The sequence below is a fragment of the Pararhizobium sp. A13 genome (assembly GCF_040126305.1).
Classification (GTDB): Bacteria; Pseudomonadota; Alphaproteobacteria; order Rhizobiales; family Rhizobiaceae; genus Pararhizobium.
In genome coordinates, this window is the sequence record NZ_CP149510.1 from 3196423 (window position 1) to 3216859 (window position 20437).

At 61.0% G+C, this 20437-nt stretch carries 15 protein-coding genes and 1 tRNA gene; 7 read left to right on the forward strand and 9 right to left on the reverse strand.

The window, feature by feature from the left end; genetic code table 11:
* Window positions 1-1248 carry a threonine ammonia-lyase gene (gene ilvA, locus WI754_RS15820; RefSeq protein WP_349434445.1) on the reverse strand — a complete coding sequence of 416 codons (1248 nt, stop codon included), beginning with the start codon at window positions 1246-1248 and terminating at the stop codon, window positions 1-3.
* A 231-nt stretch (window positions 1249-1479) separates the two neighbouring features.
* Here ilvA and WI754_RS15825 point away from each other — a divergent pair, with 231 nt between their 5' ends.
* Entirely contained in the window at window positions 1480-2040 is a 561-nt protein-coding gene (locus tag WI754_RS15825; RefSeq protein ID WP_349437831.1) for a hypothetical protein, read from the forward strand.
* 12 nt (window positions 2041-2052) lie between these two features.
* Here WI754_RS15825 and WI754_RS15830 read toward each other — a convergent pair whose 3' ends face one another.
* On the reverse strand, window positions 2053-2808 hold the full coding sequence (locus WI754_RS15830) for a competence/damage-inducible protein A (RefSeq protein ID WP_349434447.1): 756 nt from the start codon (window positions 2806-2808) through the stop codon (window positions 2053-2055).
* A 451-nt stretch (window positions 2809-3259) separates the two neighbouring features.
* Between WI754_RS15830 and WI754_RS15835 the strand changes: the two genes are divergently transcribed.
* On the forward strand, window positions 3260-3502 hold the full coding sequence (locus tag WI754_RS15835; protein WP_349434449.1) for a DUF2188 domain-containing protein: 243 nt from the start codon (window positions 3260-3262) through the stop codon (window positions 3500-3502).
* A gap of 539 nt (window positions 3503-4041) precedes the next feature.
* Here WI754_RS15835 and WI754_RS15840 read toward each other — a convergent pair.
* Entirely contained in the window at window positions 4042-4341 is a 300-nt protein-coding gene (locus WI754_RS15840; protein WP_349434450.1) for a hypothetical protein, read from the reverse strand.
* A 296-nt stretch (window positions 4342-4637) separates the two neighbouring features.
* Between WI754_RS15840 and WI754_RS15845 the strand changes: the two genes are divergently transcribed.
* The 4 genes from WI754_RS15845 to WI754_RS15860 all read left to right on the forward strand — a co-directional run bounded on the left by WI754_RS15845 (window position 4638) and on the right by WI754_RS15860 (window position 10541).
* A tRNA-Leu gene (locus tag WI754_RS15845) sits at window positions 4638-4722 on the forward strand.
* A 42-nt stretch (window positions 4723-4764) separates the two neighbouring features.
* Window positions 4765-5262, forward strand: coding sequence for a xanthine phosphoribosyltransferase (gene gpt / locus WI754_RS15850; RefSeq protein ID WP_037130339.1), 498 nt, complete (start codon window positions 4765-4767; stop codon window positions 5260-5262).
* 276 nt (window positions 5263-5538) lie between these two features.
* Window positions 5539-6057, forward strand: coding sequence for a hypothetical protein (locus tag WI754_RS15855; RefSeq protein WP_349434451.1), 519 nt, complete (start codon window positions 5539-5541; stop codon window positions 6055-6057).
* A 683-nt stretch (window positions 6058-6740) separates the two neighbouring features.
* Complete coding sequence (locus tag WI754_RS15860; RefSeq protein ID WP_349434452.1) at window positions 6741-10541, forward strand: vitamin B12-dependent ribonucleotide reductase; 3801 nt, start codon at window positions 6741-6743, stop codon at window positions 10539-10541.
* Between the two features lie 97 nt (window positions 10542-10638).
* Here WI754_RS15860 and WI754_RS15865 read toward each other — a convergent pair whose 3' ends face one another.
* The 6 genes from WI754_RS15865 to WI754_RS15890 form a co-directional block, all read right to left on the reverse strand.
* Complete coding sequence (locus WI754_RS15865) at window positions 10639-10923, reverse strand: hypothetical protein (protein ID WP_349434453.1); 285 nt, start codon at window positions 10921-10923, stop codon at window positions 10639-10641.
* 190 nt (window positions 10924-11113) lie between these two features.
* The gene (gene lpdA / locus WI754_RS15870; protein ID WP_349434454.1) at window positions 11114-12853 is read right to left on the reverse strand and encodes a dihydrolipoyl dehydrogenase; all 1740 of its coding nucleotides are present in this window, start codon (window positions 12851-12853) and stop codon (window positions 11114-11116) included.
* Between the two features lie 8 nt (window positions 12854-12861).
* Entirely contained in the window at window positions 12862-14277 is a 1416-nt protein-coding gene (aceF, locus tag WI754_RS15875) for a dihydrolipoyllysine-residue acetyltransferase (RefSeq protein WP_349434455.1), read from the reverse strand.
* The gene (gene mdeB / locus WI754_RS15880; protein ID WP_349434456.1) at window positions 14174-16852 is read right to left on the reverse strand and encodes an alpha-ketoglutarate dehydrogenase; all 2679 of its coding nucleotides are present in this window, start codon (window positions 16850-16852) and stop codon (window positions 14174-14176) included. Before mdeB ends, aceF begins: the two co-directional genes overlap by 104 nt.
* Window positions 16853-16977: 125 nt before the next feature.
* Entirely contained in the window at window positions 16978-17997 is a 1020-nt protein-coding gene (gene dmpG, locus WI754_RS15885) for a 4-hydroxy-2-oxovalerate aldolase (RefSeq protein ID WP_349434457.1), read from the reverse strand.
* Window positions 17998-18002: 5 nt separating this feature from the next.
* A complete protein-coding gene (locus tag WI754_RS15890) occupies window positions 18003-18938 on the reverse strand; it encodes an acetaldehyde dehydrogenase (acetylating) (RefSeq protein WP_349434458.1) in 936 nt (311 codons plus the stop codon).
* Window positions 18939-19367: 429 nt separating this feature from the next.
* On the opposite strand from WI754_RS15890, the gene WI754_RS15895 reads away from it, so the two are divergent.
* Window positions 19368-20306 (forward strand): cyclase family protein, encoded by a 939-nt coding sequence (locus WI754_RS15895; RefSeq protein WP_349434459.1) that lies wholly within the window; start codon window positions 19368-19370, stop codon window positions 20304-20306.
* Window positions 20307-20437 lie beyond the last annotated feature (131 nt).

A 20437-nucleotide genomic window follows, 5' to 3' on the forward strand; every position in this document is an offset into this window, starting at 1 on the left:
CTAGATCACCAGGTTAGCCAGAATCTCGTTGTCGGTGATGTCCTGATACCGCAGCCCGGCGGCGTCGAAAGCGGCCTTCAGCCGGGGGAAATTCTCCGGATGTTTGGTTTCGATGCCGATCAGGATCGAGCCGAAATTGCGCGCCGATTTCTTAAGATATTCGAAGCGGGCGATATCGTCCTCCTCACCCAGCAGGCCGAGGAAATCCTTGAGCGCACCGGGGCGCTGCGCCATGCGCACGATGAAGTATTTTTTCAGGCCGGTATGCCGCATCGCCCGTTCCTTGACATCAGGAAGGCGCTCGAAATCGAAGTTCCCGCCGGAGACCACCGCAACGACGGTCTTGCCCTCAAGCCTGTCGCGCCCCAGCGCTTCCAGCGCCGTGATCGACAAGGCGCCGGCCGGTTCCAGCACCACGCCCTCGACATTGAGCATATCGGTGATCGTCACGCAGATGGCGTTTTCCGCCAGCAGCAGCACCTGGTCGGTGGAAAAATCCTTCAATGCCGCGAAATTGAGATCGCCGATCCGCCCAACCGCCGCGCCATCGACGAAATTGTCGACCTGGTCGAGCGTCACGACCGCCCCCGTCTCCAGGCTGCGCCGCAGGCTCGGGGCACCCTCGGGTTCGCAGAAGATAAACGATTCAGGCGCAACCACGCCCTTAAGATAACCGGTCATCCCGGCCGAAAGGCCACCACCGCCGACCGGCATGATCACCAGATCCGCAATCGTGCCCTCGGGCAATTGCTCGACGATTTCGGCCGCGACCGTCGCCTGCCCTTCGATGATGTCGGCATGGTCGAAGGGCGGCACCATGACGCCGTCGATCTTTTCGACATGATCGCGCGCCGCCTGGTAGCACTGGTCGAAGAAATCGCCGACGAGCCGGATGCTGATGAACTCGCCGCCGAAGATCAGCGTCTTGTCGATCTTCTGCTGCGGCGTCGTCACCGGCATGAAGACGACGCCGGGCACGCCGAAGTGCCGGCAAACGAAGGCGAACCCCTGGGCGTGATTACCCGCCGAAGCGCAGACGAAGGTCTTGCCCGTTCCCCCGGCCTCGATCACCTTGCGGAAGAAGTTGAACGCGCCCCTGATCTTGTAGGAGCGAACCGGCGACAGGTCCTCACGTTTCAGGTAGATCGCAGCACCGTAGCGCGCGCTCAAGTGCTCGTTGAGCTGCAGCGGGGTTGCTGGGAACAGAGTGCGCAAGGCCTCGACGGCGTGATCAACGTCCTGCTTCATGGAATGCGGTCTTTCGCTCGGGTTCGTGTCGCCATGCCTATGCCACAACGCATGGCGCGAAACCACAGCTATTCGCATTTAAGTAGAGTAATATAATCATCTTTTAGAATGGCCGCTTCTCCTTGACACCGCCCGGCAAATCCCGAAAATCCCGATGGATCCGGGATCTGGGGAGAGACAATGGGCACCACAAGGAGAACAGGCGGCGCGGCGTGGGCAGTGTGCGCGGCTATGATGCTGGCGGGAGCCTCCGGGCCTGTCGCAGCAGGGCAACTCACCGACGCAGCCGCCAAGGCCGAGACGCTGGCGGCAGCCGGCGACGCGATCGGTGCTCACGATGTCATGCGCACGGCAATCAGCGATTTCTCCGCAACGCTTCCCTTTTCCATCGGCAAGGCGGTGTTCGTCATGGCTGATCCGGCGGGATACGCCATGTATGAGCCGAAGCCGGATCCGCAGTTCAAACCCGGTGAAGCGCTCGTTTCTTATGTCGAGCCTGTCGGGCTGAGCTGGAAGCCGGCAAACGTGGCTGGCAAGCTCCAGTCGCATTTCACCGTGGATCTGGACATCCTGAGCGCCTCCGGCGAAGTTCTCGCCAGCCAGAAAGCCTTTGGCGACTTCACCTTCACCGGCTTTTTCCGCAACCAGGAAATCTATGCGACATTGACCACCGATGTCAGCGGAGCCGCGGCAGGCGACTATGTCCTTCGGTTTCGTTTCAACGATCTGAACAGCGGCAAGTCCGCGAGCGTCGACCAGAAATTCACCATCGCGGCGCCTCAAACGCCGTGAAGAGAAAGCGCTTTACGCGCCTTTCTTCGCAGCCGCGATCTTTTCGATCATCGCCCTCACATCCGCCTCTGCCGCATCGAGCAGCGCCTCGTCGCGGGCGCGGATGACGAGGTCGGTTGAAAACGCCTTGCCGTCGAACTTCGGATAGGAGCCGATGCTGGTCATGGGATGAGCCTTCTGCACCTCCCCCAGCGGGCCGCCGATATCCCCCTCGCCAAAGGGGGAAAGCACTGAGCGCGACTTGACCTTCGTGCCGGTCGCGAGTTGCGGCAAAAGCGCATCCAGCATGGCCTGGAAGACCTGCGGCACGCCGGCCATGACATGGACATTGCCGATAATGAAGCCCGGCGCCGTCGAAACCGGATTGGGGATATGCCGGGCGCCGTTTGGCATGCGCGCCATGCGCCGCCGCGCCTCGGTGAACTCCATGCCGCGCCGCTCGTACATCGCACCGAGCAGGCTCATCGCCTCCGGATCGTGGATGCATTCGACACCGAACGCCCGAGAAACCGCGTCTGCGGTGATGTCGTCATGGGTCGGACCGATGCCGCCGGAGGTAAAGACATAGTCATATTGACCCCGCAGGCCATTCAAGGCCGCGACGATCGCCAGCTCGTCGTCGGAGACGATACGTACTTCCTTGAGATCGATGCCGGCAATCGTCAGCATATCGGCGAGATGGCCTATGTTCTTGTCCTTGGTCCTGCCGGATAGCAATTCGTCGCCAATGGCGAGCATGGCGGCAGTGACGATTTTTTCGCTGGTCATCGGCAAGTCCTGTTCGGATCGTTCAATCGAAAGTCGCGACGGTCACCCTTTGGGCTCTGACGGCGAACCTGCAAACTGATAAATCCGATATCCAGCGGCAATCAAGCGGAATTGCCGGTTCAACGGAAAAGAGCGTCAGGGCGTGGCGTCGCCGGGATCGCGATCAAGCTTTCCGCGGGCGGACGGCAAGGCAGCCACCGGGTCAAGGCTGCTCTTTTCAGTGCTATCCCGTTCTCATGACGACGGCCAACCATTGCTGGTTCTCACCTGCCCAGTTGCGAAACTACCAAACGACGCGAATTTCGTGCTACCTTGGACTGCCCGGACGCAAATGGGAAAAACCTGCGACCCGCATTTCGGCAGTTGGAACAACGCCTGCATGGGCTGTTCCGGTCCGGTCATGCCGACGCCGCCAAGGCAATCGAGTGCGGCGCGCTCCAGGGAGTAAGAAATGGCCAGAGTGATATATGCGATCGTTGAGCATGATGGCGGATGGGCCTACAAGCTTGCCGACGTCTTTTCCGAGACCTTCCCAAGCCGCGAGATGGCTTTGGCGGCGGCAAAGGCCGCAGCAGCCGAACAGCAGGTAGGCGGCGACGACGAGGAAATCAGCTTTCAGGATCCAAGCGGCCTCTGGCATTTCGAACACGCCGATGGCGGCGATCGTCCCGAAGCAATTGTCGAGGACAACTAGAACTATTGAGGCGGATATAGAGGCGCACGCCGGAAAATTCAGGCAGGATGCCCCTCTTCGAAGACGAAGAGGGGCGTATTTTTTGGTGCTGAAAATGCCGAGTTTCCCTCCCTCGGCATCGCGATTAAAGCTGCAATAGCCTGCCGCATCAACCGAAACCGCTGGTTAACCTTCACGCGTAGGGTTAATCACGCCCCTGGTTGCCGGCAAGCAGAAGGCTAATACTCAGATTAGCCCCAAGCCCCACCGATACCAGCATCATTGTCCATCGTTTTGGCGATCGCGAACTCAGGCCATTTGGCCGTTACGCCACCTTGGCGGCGCCATCCTTCCGTGTCTGATTTTCTTTCAGAATTGCCATGCAGATCAAATAGCTCAGCATGAAATCCTGCTTGGCGTCGGCCAGCAACTTTGCAGCTTGCAGAAGGTCGGAACCCCCGTTCATGGATTGCAAGCGTCAAGACTGATATTCAATCAGTATAATTCAACTATAGGTTATCAATGATAGCTATCGTCAATTAGCTTTTCAGAAATACGCGCTATGCAGCGCCCAGAATGGTGGAAAGCCGTTCAGACGGGATTGCTACGTCCAGCAATCCCGCCTGACGGAACCACTGATCGATGCTCGCCTGCACAGCTGCTTTTGCCTCATCCAGGGTATCGGCGGACTGGAAGTCGTAGCGGATCGTGCCGTTGCAGCCGGAAACCATCCATTTCCAGGTCGTTTGATCATGATGCTGCAAGACATAGGCCAGTTGATGCTGACCGAGCATACAGGCAAAGGAACGATTTCGGATCGGTTTCCATGTTAATGGGATTTCCTGTAACACCTCGACCACGCCTCCATGTTTCCTGGTGAACCTGAAATATAGGGCGCCTGTCGAACTGGGATAACCCTGTCGTTTGAGGGGTTTTTCCGATTCCGGCATCACCGTTTGGCTGATCGCGCCTTCGTCGCCGATCGCTTACGGTCTGGTTGGCCGCCGTAGTCCCGGTTCCATTCCTGCTCCGTGAAAAATAAAGCCAAGGCGAAAAGAGGGTAAGCAGGACGAGAACGGACGACGAATGCCTGTCGGAGGAATGCCTGAAAACATTTGCTTGACGAAATCAGCCAAGTGTCTGAAAGGAAAAACACGCGGACGTGGCGAAACTGGTAGACGCAAGGGACTTAAAATCCCTCGGAGCAATCCGTACGGGTTCGACCCCCGTCGTCCGCACCACTTCCCGAACACTAAGACGCCGCCATCAACCGGAGCTTCGCAATGTCACTTCCCGATAAAGCATTTCCCGTCTCCTGGGACCAGTTTCACCGCGATGCGCGTGCACTCGCTTGGCGCCTTGCCGGCAACGGCGGCGAATGGAAGGCGATCGTCTGCATCACTCGCGGCGGGCTTGTTCCGGCGGCAATCGTCTGCCGCGAATTGAACATCCGCCTGATCGAAACGGTGTGCGTTGCCTCCTATCACGACTATGACGCGCAGGGTGAGATGTATGTGCTCAAGGGCATTTCGGAGGAACTGAAGGTCGATGGTGGGCAAGGCGTGCTGATCATCGACGACCTGACCGACACCGGCAAGACCGCCGCTGTGGTGCGGGCCATGCTGCCGAAGGCGCATTTCGCTGCCGTCTACGCTAAGCCGAAGGGTCGGCCGCAGGTCGATACCTTCGTCACCGAGGTCAGCCAGGACACCTGGATCTATTTCCCCTGGGACATGGGCTTCACCTATCAGGAGCCGATTGCGAAAGGCTCGCGTGGCTGAGACAAACGCGCATTTCGAGTCGTGATGTCCAGCCCATACATGGGCGCGGCGCCGGTTTATTTATGAGCGATAGCGAATGTTATCTAATTTTTGAGTGGTTTGGCCTCATAAATTGAACCGCCCGGCGCCGCGTTCCGCTGCGGCGGCAAGAATCGGAAGCGCTAGCTCGTGCTTGCGCGCTACTGATTCTCAGTGGGAGGACGAACTATCATACGCAGGGCGCTCGTTTCGGTCGCTGTTGGCTCAAGCCTCTGGTCGTTGTCGGTCATTGGGTTGGTGGCCGGCGACGTTCACATCGGACCTGTCACGACCTATGTCGAGGCCAATGTCCGGCCATGGGCAGAAGATCCCCTCATCATCGAAGCGTTGAAGGGTCACAATGAACGTCATGCGCATCTGACGCCGTCGGACATCGATCGGATGGATGCCGTCTGGCGTGCTGAGTTGTCGAGCAATGCGCAGCCGCTGATTGATTCGGTAACGGGCAGCCCGTTGTCGAAATTCCTCAAGGGCAAGCAGGCAGCCTCGGGCGGCGCCATCACCGAAATCTTCGTCATCGATGCCAAGGGCCTGAGCATCGGTGAAAGCGAGACCAGTTCCGACTATTGGCAAGGCGACGAACTGAAATGGCAAAGGACGTATCTTGCCGGCCCCGGCACGCTCTTCGTTGACCGGGCGGAGAAGGATGAATCGACGCAGATGCTGCAAGCGCAAGCAAGCCTGACGGTGTCCGATCCGCAGACGCACCAGCCGATCGGCACGATCACTGTCGGCATCAATTTGGACGCGTTGTGACAGGCCAAACGGCTTCCCGAAGAACGGTTTAGAATCGAAAACGAAACTGGGCTTTCAAGCGTCAGCCGCTTCCCCGAATCAGTTTTTCCCCGACCCACAACAGCGCCTGTTTGGCTATCGCGGATGATCGCTACGGTAAATTCTTACCCGCAAAATCTCGAAAATCTGCTTGCCTTTCGGGAAGCCGCTGGAGGTAAGCCGGCGAAGCGTCTGATTTTGCTGGATTTGGTTTCTGTCCCCGTTTTCCACAGGGCGTACACACAACATCTGGTGTCCACAATTAGGTCACAAACCAGCCCTTGACGGAATCGGGTAGGATGCCGTTAATGGATTTCACGTTGCGGCGGCGGCGGGACCGGACAATTTACGAGGCTGGTTCATTTCAGAAAAAATCGTCTGTGTTCAGGCGACCCGGTGGATGATCCGCCGGTCGCGATGGTTATTTTTTGTGATCTCCCCTGACGCCAAATACGTCACAAAAAGCTGGCGTAAAGAAGTTGTTAATACTATATTTAGTGTTTGCAGCCAAAATCAGCACAAGATACAGGATAACCCGAGACGGGTTTCCCACATAGAGCGGAAAACGAAAGCTGGCTGTGCAATCCTCCGCGCAGCCGGACGGGGACATTTTTGCCCAGCGCTTCGGAAGCCTTGGGCATGCGGCAAACAAAGGACAAGGGACAATGCAGATCGAACGTCGTTTCACCAAGGCAGGCCAGTCGGCCTATGCCGAGATTGAGTTTCGCAAGGCCATCAGCGAGATCAAGAATCCCGATGGCTCGATCGTGTTTCGTTTGGCGGACATTGATGTGCCCGCGCAGTTCAGCCAGGTCGCGGCCGACATTCTGGCCCAAAAGTATTTCCGCAAGGCCGGCGTTCCGAAGCACCTGAAGAAGGTCGAGGAAAATTCCGTCCCCTCCTGGCTGTGGCGCTCCGAAGCCGACCTGGCCGCAATGAAGGATCTGCCGAAGGACGAGCAGTACGGTTCCGAAACCGACGCCCGCCAGGTTTTCGATCGCCTGGCCGGCACCTGGACCTATTGGGGCTGGAAGGGCGGCTATTTCGCCTCGGAAGACGACGCGCTCGCCTTCCGCGACGAACTCGCCTACATGCTCGCCACCCAGCGCGTCGCCCCGAACTCGCCGCAGTGGTTCAACACCGGCCTGCACTGGGCCTATGGCATCGACGGCCCCGGCCAGGGCCATTTCTACGTCGACCCGTTCACCGGCAAGCTCGTCAAGTCGAAGTCGTCCTACGAGCATCCGCAGCCGCATGCCTGCTTCATCCAGTCGGTCGGTGACGATCTCGTCAACGAAGGCGGCATCATGGACCTGTGGGTTCGCGAAGCCCGCCTGTTCAAATACGGCTCCGGCACCGGCTCCAACTTTTCCTATCTGCGCGGCGAAGGCGAAAAGCTCTCGGGCGGCGGCAAGTCCTCGGGCCTGATGTCGTTCCTGAAGATCGGCGACCGCGCCGCCGGCGCCATCAAGTCGGGCGGCACCACGCGCCGCGCCGCCAAGATGGTCGTCGTCGACATTGACCATCCGGATATCGAGGAATACATCAACTGGAAGGTCAAGGAAGAGCAGAAGGTCGCCGCCCTCGTCACCGGCTCGAAGATCGTCGCCAAGCACCTGAAGGCGATCATGAAAGCCTGCGTCAATTGCTCCGGTGATAACGACGCCTGCTTCGACCCGAACGAGAACCCTGCCCTCAAGCGCGAAATCCGCGCCGCCAAGAAGGACCAGGTTCCGGAAAACTACGTCCAGCGCGTCATCCAGTTCGCCAAGCAGGGCTACAAGGACATCGAGTTCAAGACCTACGACACGGACTGGGATTCGGAAGCCTACCTCACGGTCTCCGGCCAGAACTCCAACAACTCCGTCTCGCTCAAGGACGATTTTTTGCGCGCCGTTGAGAATGACGGCGACTGGAACCTGACCGCCCGCAAGGACGGCAAGGTGATGAAGACGCTGAAGGCGCGGGACCTCTGGGAATCGATCTCCTACGCCGCCTGGGCGTCGGCCGATCCGGGCCTGCACTTCAATACGACGATGAACGACTGGCACACCTGCCCGGCTGCCGGCCCGATCCGCGCATCCAACCCGTGCTCGGAATACATGTTCCTCGACGACACGGCCTGCAACCTTGCCTCGCTGAACTTGCTTCAGTTCAAGGACGCTGCCACCAAGAACATCAACATCGCCGATTACGAGCATGCCGTGCGCCTCTGGACGCTCGTGCTTGAAATCTCGGTGATGATGGCGCAGTTCCCGTCGCGGGAAATCGCCGAACTCTCCTATGAATACCGCACGCTTGGCCTCGGCTATGCCAACATCGGCGGCCTGCTGATGTCCTCCGGCATTCCCTATGATTCGAAGGAAGGCCGGGCGATCGCCGGAGCCCTCACCGCCATCATGACCGGCGTCTCCTATGCGACGTCGGCGGAAATCGCCGCCAAGCTCGGCCCCTTCCCGGGCTTCAAGCCGAACCGCGACAACATGCTGCGTGTCATGCGCAACCATCGCCGCGCCGCCTTCGGCGAAACCCAGGGCTATGAGAAGCTCTCGGTCGAGCCGGTCGCCCTCATCCACGGCGATTGCCCCGATCAGGACCTCATCGCCCATGCCAAGGCGGCCTGGGACAAGGCCGTCGCGCTCGGCGAACAGCACGGCTACCGCAATGCCCAGGTCTCCGTCATCGCGCCGACCGGCACGATTGGTCTCGTCATGGATTGCGACACGACCGGCATCGAGCCCGATTTCGCCCTCGTCAAATTCAAGAAGCTCGCCGGCGGCGGCTACTTCAAGATCATCAACCGTGCGGTTCCCGAAGCGCTGCGCACGCTTGGCTATTCGGAAAGCCAGATCGCCGAGATCGAGGCCTATGCCGTCGGCCACGGCAACATCAACCAGGCGCCCGGCATCAACCCCGGCTCGCTTCGCGCCAAGGGCTTCACCGACGACAAGATCGAGGCGATCAACGCCGCCACCAAGGCCGCCTTCGACATCAAGTTTGTCTTCAACCAGTGGACGCTCGGCGCCGACTTCCTCAAGGGCACGCTGAAAGTCTCCGACGAGCAGCTCACGGATATGAGCTTCAACCTGCTCGAGCACATCGGTTTTACGAAGAAGGACATCGAGGCCGCCAACATCCATGTCTGCGGCGCGATGACGCTGGAAGGCGCGCCGTTCCTGAAGGCCGAGCACCTGCCGGTCTTCGATTGCGCCAACCCCTGCGGCAAGATCGGCAAGCGTTACCTCTCGGTCGAAAGCCATATCCGCATGATGGCGGCCGCCCAGCCGTTCATCTCGGGCGCGATTTCCAAGACGATCAACATGCCGAACGAGGCGACCGTCGAGGATTGCAAGGCCGCCTACATGCTCTCCTGGAAGCTGGCGCTGAAGGCGAACGCCCTTTACCGCGATGGCTCAAAACTCTCCCAGCCGCTCAACGCCTCGCTGATCGAGGACGAGGACGACGAGGATGCGATGGAGGACTTCATCCAGGCTCCGGCCGCCGCCCAGGCGGTCACGGTCACGGAGAAGATCATCGAGCGTGTGATCGAGCGGGTCACCCGCGAGCGTGAAAAGCTGCCGAACCGCCGCCAGGGCTATACCCAGAAGGCGATCGTCGGCGGACACAAGGTCTATCTGCGCACCGGCGAATTCGGTGACGGCCGCCTCGGCGAGATCTTCATCGACATGCACAAGGAAGGGGCTGCTTTCCGCGCGATGATGAACAACTTCGCCATCGCCATCTCGCTCGGCCTTCAGTATGGCGTGCCGCTCGAAGAATATGTGGAGGCCTTCACGTTCACCAAATTCGAGCCGGCCGGCATGGTTCAGGGCAATGACGCGATCAAGAACGCCACCTCGATCCTCGACTACGTGTTCCGCGAACTCGCCGTCTCCTACCTCAACCGCCACGACCTCGCCCATGTCGATACGTCCGACTTTTCCAACACGGCGCTCGGCAAGGGCATCCAGGAAGGCAAGACCAACCTGATCTCCACAGGCTGGACCCGCGGCCACAAGCCGACCCTCGTCCAGGGCGGCCAGATCGACCGCACCGCCGGCGAGCCGAAGGGGGCAGCCACCGCTGCCCCAGCCAAAGCCTCCGGCGGCGCCAACGTCACCGCCTTCTCCGGCAGCGCTGCCCGCAAGCTCGAGCCGGTCGCCGCCATCTCGACCTCCGAAATCGTCGCCTTCAAGCGCGACTACGAGGAACGCGCCGTCGAACTGACCGAGGAGATCGCCGAAGAGGTCGAAAGCGAAGTGACCGCCCTCTTCTCCGACAAGGCCGCCGCCGAAGCTGCTGCTGCCAAGTCCGACGCCAAGAAGCTGGAAGCCGAACGCCGCATGCGCTCGATCGCTCAAGGGTATACGGGCAACATGTGCTCGGAGTGCCAGAACTTCACGATGGTGCGGAACGGGACCTGCGAGAAGTGCGACACGTGCGGCGCGACGAGCGGGTGCAGCTGAGGGCTGAGGGCTGCGAATACATGGATGGGCTTCTTACCAATGTCGCTCAGCCCAGGGTCTGAGTCGCAGTGGCTCCTTTAGAGATGTCATCAAGCTTCTAAAGTCTGGGACGAAGCAATAAACACCAATTTTTCCGGGCGCTTGGTCGTCCGGAAAATACCTTGGGGAACAAAAAGGGATCACCGCGAAAAAGTCCCGCGTCCTGCACGCGCTTGATTTCGCCCCATACGGCCTTCAATTGCGGCTCATATGCTGCGGTCGTGGCACGGGCAGCGGCCTCGTACTTGCCGAGGCAGTAGGAGGATGCGCTGGCGTTCGTCGCAATCAGGGCGAAGACGACGCTTGCGGCGGCAATCTCGAGAGTGTTCTTGAGGATCGACATCTTGCATCACCTTGAGCGGGTTGGTTGAGGTTCCGCTCCCTTTCCGATGCATTGACTCTTCTCGAGTACGATATTGGACGGGAATCCGAAAAAAGTTTTGTCCGCCGCTCCTCCGCCCACGCTTTCAAAAAATGGCACGGAAACATCCGCGCCTAGTCAGTGAAGTTCTGGCGTTGTCAGCGATTGGGCGTCATTTCCTGGCCTTCGCCTTCACCGGCGGAAGATCGGTGCAGACTCCTTCGAACAGCTCGGCAGCCATCCCGATACTTTCCCCCAGCGTCGGATGAGGATGGATGGTCTTTCCGACGTCCACGGCGTCCGCGCCCATCTCGATAGCGAGGCAGACCTCCCCGATCAGATCTCCTGCGTTCGGGCCAACGATCACACCGCCAATGACGCGTTGCGTGTCTTGGTCGAACACAAGCTTGGTACTGCCATAGGCGGCGCCGTTGGCGATCGCGCGACCGGACGCGCTCCAGGGAAACTTGGCGATTCCGACGTCGAGACCGTCGGCTTTCGCCGCGCCTTCGGTAACCCCAACCCAGGCGATCTCCGGACTGGTATAGGCGACGCTGGGAATGACCGTGGCGTCGAAGGCGGCTTTGTGGCCGGCCGCCACTTCCGCAGCCACGTGTCCTTCGTGGACCGCCTTGTGAGCGAGCATCGGATCGCCCGCGATGTCGCCGATCGCGAAAATGTGCGGCTGCGCGGTCCGCATCTCTCTGTCGACGGGAATGAACCCGCGCTCGTCTGGGGCCAGTCCGGCGGCCTCCAGCCCGAGAGAGCGGCCGTTTGGACGACGTCCGGCTGATTGTAGCACGAGATCGTAGATGCGCGTCTCGTTGGATGCACCCTCGAAGGTGACGCTGATCCCCTCGTCCGACGCTTCCGCCTTGATCACACTGGTGCTCAGGAAGATGTCGCCGAAGCGGTGCGCGTTCTGCTTCTTCCAGACTTCGACTGCGTCCCGGTCCACGCCCGCGAGGATTCCCTCGAGCCGTTCGACGACGTCGATTTTGGCGCCAAGCGCACTGTACACCGTCGCCATCTCGAGGCCGATGACGCCCCCGCCGATGACGAGCATGCGCTTCGGGACGAACGGAATCTCCAAGGCGCCCGTGGAGTCGACGATTCGAGGGTCGTTCGGAAGGAAAGGAAGGTGCACGGGCGCAGAGCCGGCGGCGATGATGCACGACCGGAAGCTCAGCTCGGATCTTGCGCTGCCGTCTTCGATGGACAAGGTGTTCTTGGATGCGAAGGTCGCATTTCCTCGAGCGATCGTGACCTTGCGCATCTTCGCCATCTGTTCGAGACCGTCGGTGAGCTTCTTCACCGTACCGCCCTTGAACGCGCGAAGCTTGTCCAGGTCGTACTGCGGAGCCGCGAACGTCACGCCATGATCGGCGAGCGTCATAGCCTCCTCTGTGACAGCAGCAACATGCAGCAGCGCCTTTGACGGAATGCAGCCGACGTTGAGGCAGACGCCTCCCAAGGTTTCGTTCCGCTCGACGATCGCGACCTTGAGGCCGAGATCGGCGGCGCGGTACGCGGCCGAATAGCCACCTGGCCCGCCGCCAATGACGACGACGTCGTAGTCGGCGGCAACTTCGCTAGCCTTCGGTTCGGTCACCGGCGACGGTGTCGAGGCTTCGGGGGCGACAGGGACTGCAGCCGCCGAGGCCGCTGCAACGGTGGCCGAGATAGTCGCGACCAGGCTGTCCTTGGACACGCGGTCTCCGAGCTTCACGAGCAAGGATTCGATTCTGCCCTTGACGGGTGACGGAACTTCGAGCGTCGCCTTGTCGGATTCCAGCGTGAGTATCGCCTGATCGACCTCGATTTCGTCGCCTGGCGCTACCAGGATCTCGATGATCGGAATGTCCTTGAAGTCGCCGATATCCGGTATGCGGATTTGCTGAATACTGGTCATCTCGGGCCTCACAGCATGGCGCGGCGGAGATCGCCGAGAGTGGACGCGATATGGCCCAGAAACTTCGCAGCGGCGACGCCGTCGACGACGCGGTGGTCCCATGACAGGCTGATGGGAAGGATCTGACGCGGTTGGAAAGCCTTACCATCCCATGCCGCCTCGGTCGCGGAACGGCCCGCCCCGAGGATGGCGACCTCCGGCGCGTTGATGATCGGCGTAAAGCCGGCGCCCCCTACGCCTCCGAGCGAGGATACGGAGAAGCAGCCGCCCTGCATGTCGATGCCGGAGAGCGTTCCGGCACGGGCCTTTTCTGCCAGCGCGCGCATCTCGCCGGCGATCGCGATTAGGCCCTTGCGATCGCAGTCCCGGATCACCGGCACCATGAGCCCCTTGGGAGTGTCGGCCGCGAAGCCGACATGGACGTAGTTCTTGAGAACCACCTCGTCACCATCCAGCGAGGAGTTGAAGCTCGGAAACGCCTTGAGCGCCAGCGCCGAGGCCTTGATGAGGAAGGCGACCATGGTGAGCTTGACGTCGTTCGACTTCGCTTCCTTGTTGATGGCAACCCGGAACTCTTCGATGTCTGTGACGTCGGCCTTGTCGAAGTTCGTGACGTGAGGAATCGTCAGCCAGTTTCTGGTGAGGTTCCCACCGGAGATCTTCTGGATCCTCGAGAGCGGCTCGCGCTCCACCGGACCGAACTTGGCGAAGTCGACCGCGGGCCATGCCGGGAGGCCGGCGCCGATCGAGCCGCTTGCCTGGATGGCGGGAGCTGGTCCTCCTGCCAAAGAGGACTTGACGAAGGCCGCCACGTCCTCGCGGAGGATGCGTCCCTTGGGGGCGGTCGGCACGATCCGGACTAGGTCGACGCCGAGTTCGCGGGCGAGCTGGCGCACCGACGGCGTCGCGTGGGCCTTGGCGCTGGTCCGAATCTCGGAGGGTTCCGCTGCCGGAGCCGGCGGGTCGATCCGAACCGGGGGCGGTGCGACGGGTTCCGCCTTCGCGGCGGATACAGGTGCGTGGACGAGCTGCGCGGACGTGGCGGCTTCCGCTTGCTTGGCGCCGCTCTCCAGAGTGAGGATCAGCGAGCCTTTGGACACGCGGGAACCGACTTCGACCTTGAGGTCGACGACTTTTCCGGCCGCCGGAGAAGGCACCTCCATCGTCGCCTTGTCGGATTCGACAGTGATGAGCGGGTCGTCGACTTTGATCACGTCGCCGGGCTTGATCGAAATTTCGACGACGGGCACGTCCTTGTAGTCGCCGATATCCGGCAGCGTTACTTCTTGTATGTTGCTCATGACGTTGTTCCTGCAGTCCTCAAACCGTCCAGGGGGCTTCTGCGTCGGAAGCGATCCCGTAGCGTTCGATTGCTTCTTCAACCTGCTTCGCGGTGACCTGTCCGGACGGGACGAGGGCAGCAAGCGCGGCGACGACGATGTGGTTGCGGTCGACTTCGAAGAACGACCGGAGCGCCTGCCTCGTGTCGCTGCGGCCAAAGCCGTCCGTGCCCAACGCGGTGAACGGAGCGGTGACATATGAGGCGATGAGCTGCGGATAGGCCCGGACGTAGTCGGAAGCGGCGATGATCGGCGCAGCCCCCGACAGGCAGTTGCCCACATGGGACGACTTCTCGCTCCTTGTCGGGTGCAGGCGGTTGGCGCGCTCGACTTCCCTCGCATCGCGCGCGAGTTCCGAGAAGCTCGTGGCCGACCAGACTTCTGCTTCCACGTTCCAGTCGTCCCGCAGCATCTGCGCGGCATGCACGACTTCCGGCAGGATCGCACCGGACCCCACCAGCCGGACCGAGCCGCCCTTTTTCGCGGGAACATGGCTTGAGAAGCGGTAGAGACCCTTGATGATGTCCGCTTCCACGCCTTTCGGCATCGACGGCTGCGCATAGTTCTCGTTCATCGCGGTGATGTAGTAGAACTCGTCCTTCTGCTCTTCGAGCATCGAGCGCATCCCATGATCAATGATGACCGCCATCTCGTAGGCGAAGGCCGGGTCGTATGCGCGGCAATTGGGGATGGTGGCGGCCTGAACATGACTCGTGCCGTCCTGATGCTGGAGGCCCTCCCCGCCCAGGGTAGTCCTGCCCGCCGTCGCTCCGATCAGGAAGCCGCGGGCCCGCTGGTCCGCCGCCGCCCAGATCAGATCGCCGACGCGCTGGAAGCCGAACATCGAATAGTAGATGTAGAAGGGCAGCATGGCGGTGCCGTGCACGCTGTAGGATGTGGCCGCGGCGGTCCACGACGAAATCGCGCCCGCCTCGGTGATGCCCTCCTCGAGGAGCTGGCCGTCCTTGCTTTCCTTGTAATAGAGCATGGAACCGGCGTCTTCCGGCTCGTAAAGCTGGCCGACGGGCGAGTAGATGCCGACCTGCCGGAACAGGTTAGCCATGCCGAAAGTGCGCGCCTCATCCGCGACTATCGGAACGATGCGAGGGCCAAGTTCCTTGTCCTTCAGCAGGTTGCCGAACATGCGCACGACGGCCATCGTCGTCGAGATCTCCTTGCCGTCGGACTTCAGCGCGAAGTCCGCATAGGAAGCCATCGCTGGGACCGCGACGGGCGCGGCCTTGCGCTGACGGGCGGGCAGATAGCCGCCCAGCTCCTTCCGGCGCTCCTGCAGGTACTTGAGTTCCGCGCTGTCATCCGCTGGACGGTAGAACTCCAGCTTCTCGACCTGCTCGTTCGACAGCGGCAGCGCGAACCGATCGCGGAACGCGAGCAGCGCGTCGACGTCCAGCTTCTTGGCCTGGTGGGAGGTCATGCGCGACTCGCCCGCGCCTCCCATGCCGTAGCCCTTCTTTGTCTTCGTGAGGATGACTGTCGGCCTGCCCTTGGTTGCCTTGGCGGCCCTGAACGCGGCGAACAGCTTCCGGAAGTCGTGGCCGCCGCGCTTAAGCGCGTCGATGTCATGGTCGGACATATGGGAGACCAGCGCGCGGACTTCCGGGTCCTCCTCGAAGAAGTTCTTCAAGTTGTAGGCGCCGTCCTTGGCCCCGAGCGTTTGATACTTGCCGTCCACGGTCGCGGCAAAGCGCCTGAGGAGAGCGTGATTCTCGTCGCGTGCGAAGATGTGGTCCCATTCAGAACCCCACAGGACCTTGATGACGTTCCAGCCGGCGCCCTTGAAAAGCATCTCGAGCTCTTGGATGATCTGACCGTTGCCGCGTACCGGGCCGTCGAGGCGCTGCAGGTTGCAGTTGATGATGAAGGTCAGGTTGTCGAGGTTCTCGCGCGCGGCCATGGACAGCCCGGCGATCGACTCTGGCTCGTCCATCTCGCCGTCGCCGAAGACGCCCCAGACGTGACGGCCATCGGTGTCGAGAATGGAACGGTCCCGCAGGTAGCGCATGAAGCGCGCCTGATACACAGCGCTGATCGGTCCGATGCCCATGGAACCTGTCGGTACCTGCCAGAAGTCCGGCATCAGCCACGGATGAGGATATGAGCAGAGCCCCGGTCCGCCGATTTCCTGACGGTAGTGCTTCAGATGATCCTCCGACAGCCGCCCCTCGAGAAATGCGCGGGCATAGACACCCGGTGCGGAATGCGGCTGGAAGAAAACGACGTCTCCCCCGTGGTCGGGGTTTGAGGCGTGGAAGAAGTGGTTGAAGCCAAGCTCAAAGATTTCGGCCGCAGAGGCATAGCTCGCGACGTGGCCGCCGAGTTCGCCATAGGCCTTGTTCGCACGAACCACCATCGCCAGCGCGTTCCACCGCATGATCGCGGTGATGCGGGTCTCCATGTCGATGTCGCCCGGATAAGGAGGCTGCGCTTCGAGCGAAATCGTGTTGCGATAGGGCGAGTACGGCAGCGTGTCGGGAACTACGCCGAGTTCCTTAGCCTTGCTCTCGAGCTCGTTCAGGATGAAGCGCGCTCTTGCGTCCCCTCCCTGGCGCAGCAGGGAATCGAGAGCCGACAGCCAGTCGGCCGTCTCGATCGGATCGTCATCAACCTGGATCTTCGAATTGTTTGAAATGCCGTGCATCTTTCCATCTCCCGTGGCAGTGCCGCAGCCCGTCCGAACGCGCTCATCGACATGCGGGCTCACGTCCGCGCTAGAACGGAGCCCTGCAGCAAGTCGCGTCCGGAGTTTCGGGCGGCGTGGTGTCGTTACGTTGGGCTTCCGCCCCTGCGGACAAGATCGAGCGCCACGTCTACGATCATGTCTTCCTGCCCGCCGATCAGGCGTCGCCGACCGATCTCCACAAGGATCTGGCGCGGATCGATGTTGAACTCAGACGCCACCCGTTCGGCGTGGCGAAGGAAGCTCGAATAGACGCCTGCGTATCCGAGCGTCAGGGTCTGGCGGTCCACTCGAACCGGTCGATCCTGGATCGGCCGCACGAGGTCGTCGGCGGCGTCCTGCAGCTTGAACAGATCGCAGGTATGCTCCCAGCCGTACAGGTTGGCCACGCCGATGAAGGCCTCGATAGGCGTGTTGCCCGCCCCTGCCCCCATGCCCGCGAGTGAGGCGTCGACGCGACGGGCGCCGTTGAGAACCGCGGTCACGGAGTTGGCCACCGACAGCGACAGGTTTTCGTGAGCATGGATGCCGCGCTCGGTCTCGGGCCGGAGCTTCTCGTCAAGCGCCTTGAAGCGCTCCTCGATGGACTTCATGGTCAGGTTGCCGGCCGAGTCCGCGACGTAGACGCCGTCAGCGCCGTAGCTCTCCATCTTCGACGCCTGCGCGGCGAGCTCGTCGGGACTACACGCCGACGACATCATCAAGAAGCCGCAGACGTCGAGGCCCATTTCCTTCGCTGCTGCAATGTGTTGTGCGGACACGTCGGCCTCAGTGCTGTGCGTCGCGATGCGGATCGATTTGATGCCGGCGTCGCGGGCGTGCTTCAGATCTTCGATCGTGCCGATTCCAGGCAATAGGACGGTCGTCAGGCGAGCACGCTTTACGACCTTTGCCGCTTCCTTGATGTAATCGACGTCGGTGTGGCGGCTAAAGCCATATGACAGGCTCGACCCGTCGAGACCATCTCCGTGGCCGACCTCGATGCCATCGACTCCTGCTTCGTCCAGCGCGGAGGCGATTTCGCGAACCTGGCCGAGGTCGTAGCGGTGCCCGATCGCATGCATCCCATCACGCAGGGTGACGTCGAGAATGTAAAGCTTTGTCATATCTACTATTCCGTCCAGTTGCGCAGTTCGGCCAGGCGTTCGGCGGTCCGCAGCGCTGCTGAGGTCATGATGTCGAGATTGCCCGCGTAGGCAGGCAGGTAGTGGGCAGCACCCTCCACCTCGAGGAAGACCGTGACGCGAAGGCCGGTGAACGGCTCCTCACGGCCAGGGATCGCCAGCGGCGCGTTGTCGCCGATACGCTGGATCTGAACATCCTGCTTGAGACGGTAGCCTGGAACAAAGCTTTGGACGGACGCGATCATGTCGGTGATCGAGGCCCGGATGGCTTCCTCGTCGGCGAAGTCACAGAGGCACTGGACCGTATCGCGCATCATCAAAGGCGGCTCGGCCGGATTGAGGATGATGATCGCCTTTCCGCGGGCAGCGCCGCCCACGGTTTCGAGCGCGCGCGACGTGGTTTCGGTGAACTCGTCGACGTTCGCCCGCGTACCCGGCCCGGCCGACTTCGAGGCGATGGAGGCGACGATCTCGGCGTAGTGGACCTTCGCGACCTGGCTTACCGCAGCGACGATCGGGATAGTCGCCTGTCCGCCGCACGTGACCATGTTCACGTTTCGGGTAGAAAGGTGACTGTCGAGGTTGACGGTAGGCACGATGTACGGACCGATGGCGGCGGGCGTGAGATCGACGACCTGCTTGCCGTGCTTCTGCAGAATTTCATTGTGGTGCTGATGCGCGCCCGCGGACGTGGCGTCGAAGACAATCTGGATGTCCGGGAACGTCGGCATCCTGACCAGCCCGTCGATCCCTTCGTGGGTCGTCGCGACGTTGAGGCGAGCCGCGCGGGCCAATCCTTCAGAATTCGGATCGACGCCGACCAGAGCCGCCATTTCGAGACGATCTGAGTTGCGCATGATCTTTATCATCAGATCGGTGCCGATATTGCCCGATCCGATGATGGCGGTTTTAACCTTAGGCATATTAAATCTCTCAATAAGATTGCCGGGCGATACCTTGCGAGAAGAAGAGATCGCTTACGGCAAGAAGTTTAGCCTGCGCCGATGCTAAACTCGTCAACTTTTTCGTGCTTGCTTCAGAAAGCCAATTCTACCACCAAACTGCCACCGTCACGCTCCGGGCTGCTCGGCGGCGGCCTTGGCGGATCGCCCCGGCTGCCGGGCGGCGGACACTCAAACCCTTTCGACGAATCCCTCCCGTTGCGCGAGCAAGGCGCAATCATGGATGCTACCAGGATGTGACAGAACGGCGTTCGACCTCGGATAAAGGCCCTCACATGAAATAGTTGGCACTGCCGAATAATGGCGTCGTGGGGGATTGGGCTATCGTCCCCCCGCTCGGCCACGGGAAATCCGGTCGCGAGCATGCGAAAAACGATAGGGGGAATGAACATGAGGAAAATTGCGAAGACGTCGGTTCTTGCAGCATTCGGACTCTCCGCCACCGCAGCGGCGATGCCCGTGGCCGCTGCGGACGACGGATTGTGGAGCGTTTACAACGACGCCTTCAAGGGCGCCAAGTACATCGAGCTTTCACATGTGATCACACCAAAGCTGCCGGTCTGGATTGGGTTCGGAACTCCGACATTCGCACAAACCAAGTCCGCGGTGGACGTCGAGGGCTACTCCAAGAAGGGCGACACCTTCACCTTCGAAAAGCAGGGCTTCGAGGCGACTTCGTACGTCTTGCCGACCGACCAGCTTGGGACGCAGCTCGACCCGCCCGCACACTGGGCTCCCGAGTATCCGGGCATTGACGAACTCCCGGCAACCTACACGCTGCGCCCGCTGGTCGTGATCTCGATCGAAGACAAGGTCGCCAAGGACGCCGGGTACCATCTACAGGTTTCCGACATAGAAGAATTCGAGAAGGCGCATGGCAAGATCCCGGAAGGCTCGGTCGTGTTCGTGCGGTCGGGATGGTCCAAGGGCTGGTCCGATCCGGATCTCGCGAAGAAGCGCCCGTTCCCCGGAGTAAGCCTCGACGCGCTCAAGTTTCTCCATCTCGAGCGCAAAATCCTCTTCCACGGTCACGAGCCGCTCGACACCGACACCACGCCGACCCTCGAAGGTGAGTACTGGCTGATGCACAACGGCTACGCCCAGGCGGAGGGCGTGAACAACCTCGACCAGGTCAAGGAGACCGGATGCCTGGTCGCAATCGGGTTCCCTAAGTTCCAGGGCGGCGTCGGCGGCTACGCACGCTACGTCGGGATTTGCCCTTCGGATTGGAAGTTTGGCGTCTCCGTCGGAGAGGTTGCCGACGCTCCGCTTCAGAAGTTCGACAAGCCGCTCAAATGGAGCGACGAAGCCGGCACCCGCGTACGCTGAAACCGGACGGCCTGCCCTCCTCAAGGGCGGGCCGTTTCCAGTGCGCGGCGTAAATTAGATTGAAGTTGCATAATCGTCGGATTCCGCAGTACCATTCGCCAACAAAAAGGGGACAGATGCCCCAGGATTCA

What these genes read in the sequence shown, in the direction of transcription:
- ilvA (WP_349434445.1), bottom strand. Translation starts at nt 1,248, where the DNA reads ATGAAGCAGGACGTTGATCACGCCGTCGAGGCCTTGCGCACTCTGTTC.
- WI754_RS15825 (WP_349437831.1), top strand. Translation starts at nt 1,480, where the DNA reads ATGATGCTGGCGGGAGCCTCCGGGCCTGTCGCAGCAGGGCAACTCACC.
- WI754_RS15830 (WP_349434447.1), bottom strand. Translation starts at nt 2,808, where the DNA reads ATGACCAGCGAAAAAATCGTCACTGCCGCCATGCTCGCCATTGGCGAC.
- WI754_RS15835 (WP_349434449.1), top strand. Translation starts at nt 3,260, where the DNA reads ATGGCCAGAGTGATATATGCGATCGTTGAGCATGATGGCGGATGGGCC.
- gpt (WP_037130339.1), top strand. Translation starts at nt 4,765, where the DNA reads ATGTCACTTCCCGATAAAGCATTTCCCGTCTCCTGGGACCAGTTTCAC.
- WI754_RS15860 (WP_349434452.1), top strand. Translation starts at nt 6,741, where the DNA reads ATGCAGATCGAACGTCGTTTCACCAAGGCAGGCCAGTCGGCCTATGCC.
- WI754_RS15865 (WP_349434453.1), bottom strand. Translation starts at nt 10,923, where the DNA reads ATGTCGATCCTCAAGAACACTCTCGAGATTGCCGCCGCAAGCGTCGTC.
- lpdA (WP_349434454.1), bottom strand. Translation starts at nt 12,853, where the DNA reads ATGACCAGTATTCAGCAAATCCGCATACCGGATATCGGCGACTTCAAG.
- mdeB (WP_349434456.1), bottom strand. Translation starts at nt 16,852, where the DNA reads ATGCACGGCATTTCAAACAATTCGAAGATCCAGGTTGATGACGATCCG.
- dmpG (WP_349434457.1), bottom strand. Translation starts at nt 17,997, where the DNA reads ATGACAAAGCTTTACATTCTCGACGTCACCCTGCGTGATGGGATGCAT.
- WI754_RS15890 (WP_349434458.1), bottom strand. Translation starts at nt 18,938, where the DNA reads ATGCCTAAGGTTAAAACCGCCATCATCGGATCGGGCAATATCGGCACC.
- WI754_RS15895 (WP_349434459.1), top strand. Translation starts at nt 19,368, where the DNA reads ATGAGGAAAATTGCGAAGACGTCGGTTCTTGCAGCATTCGGACTCTCC.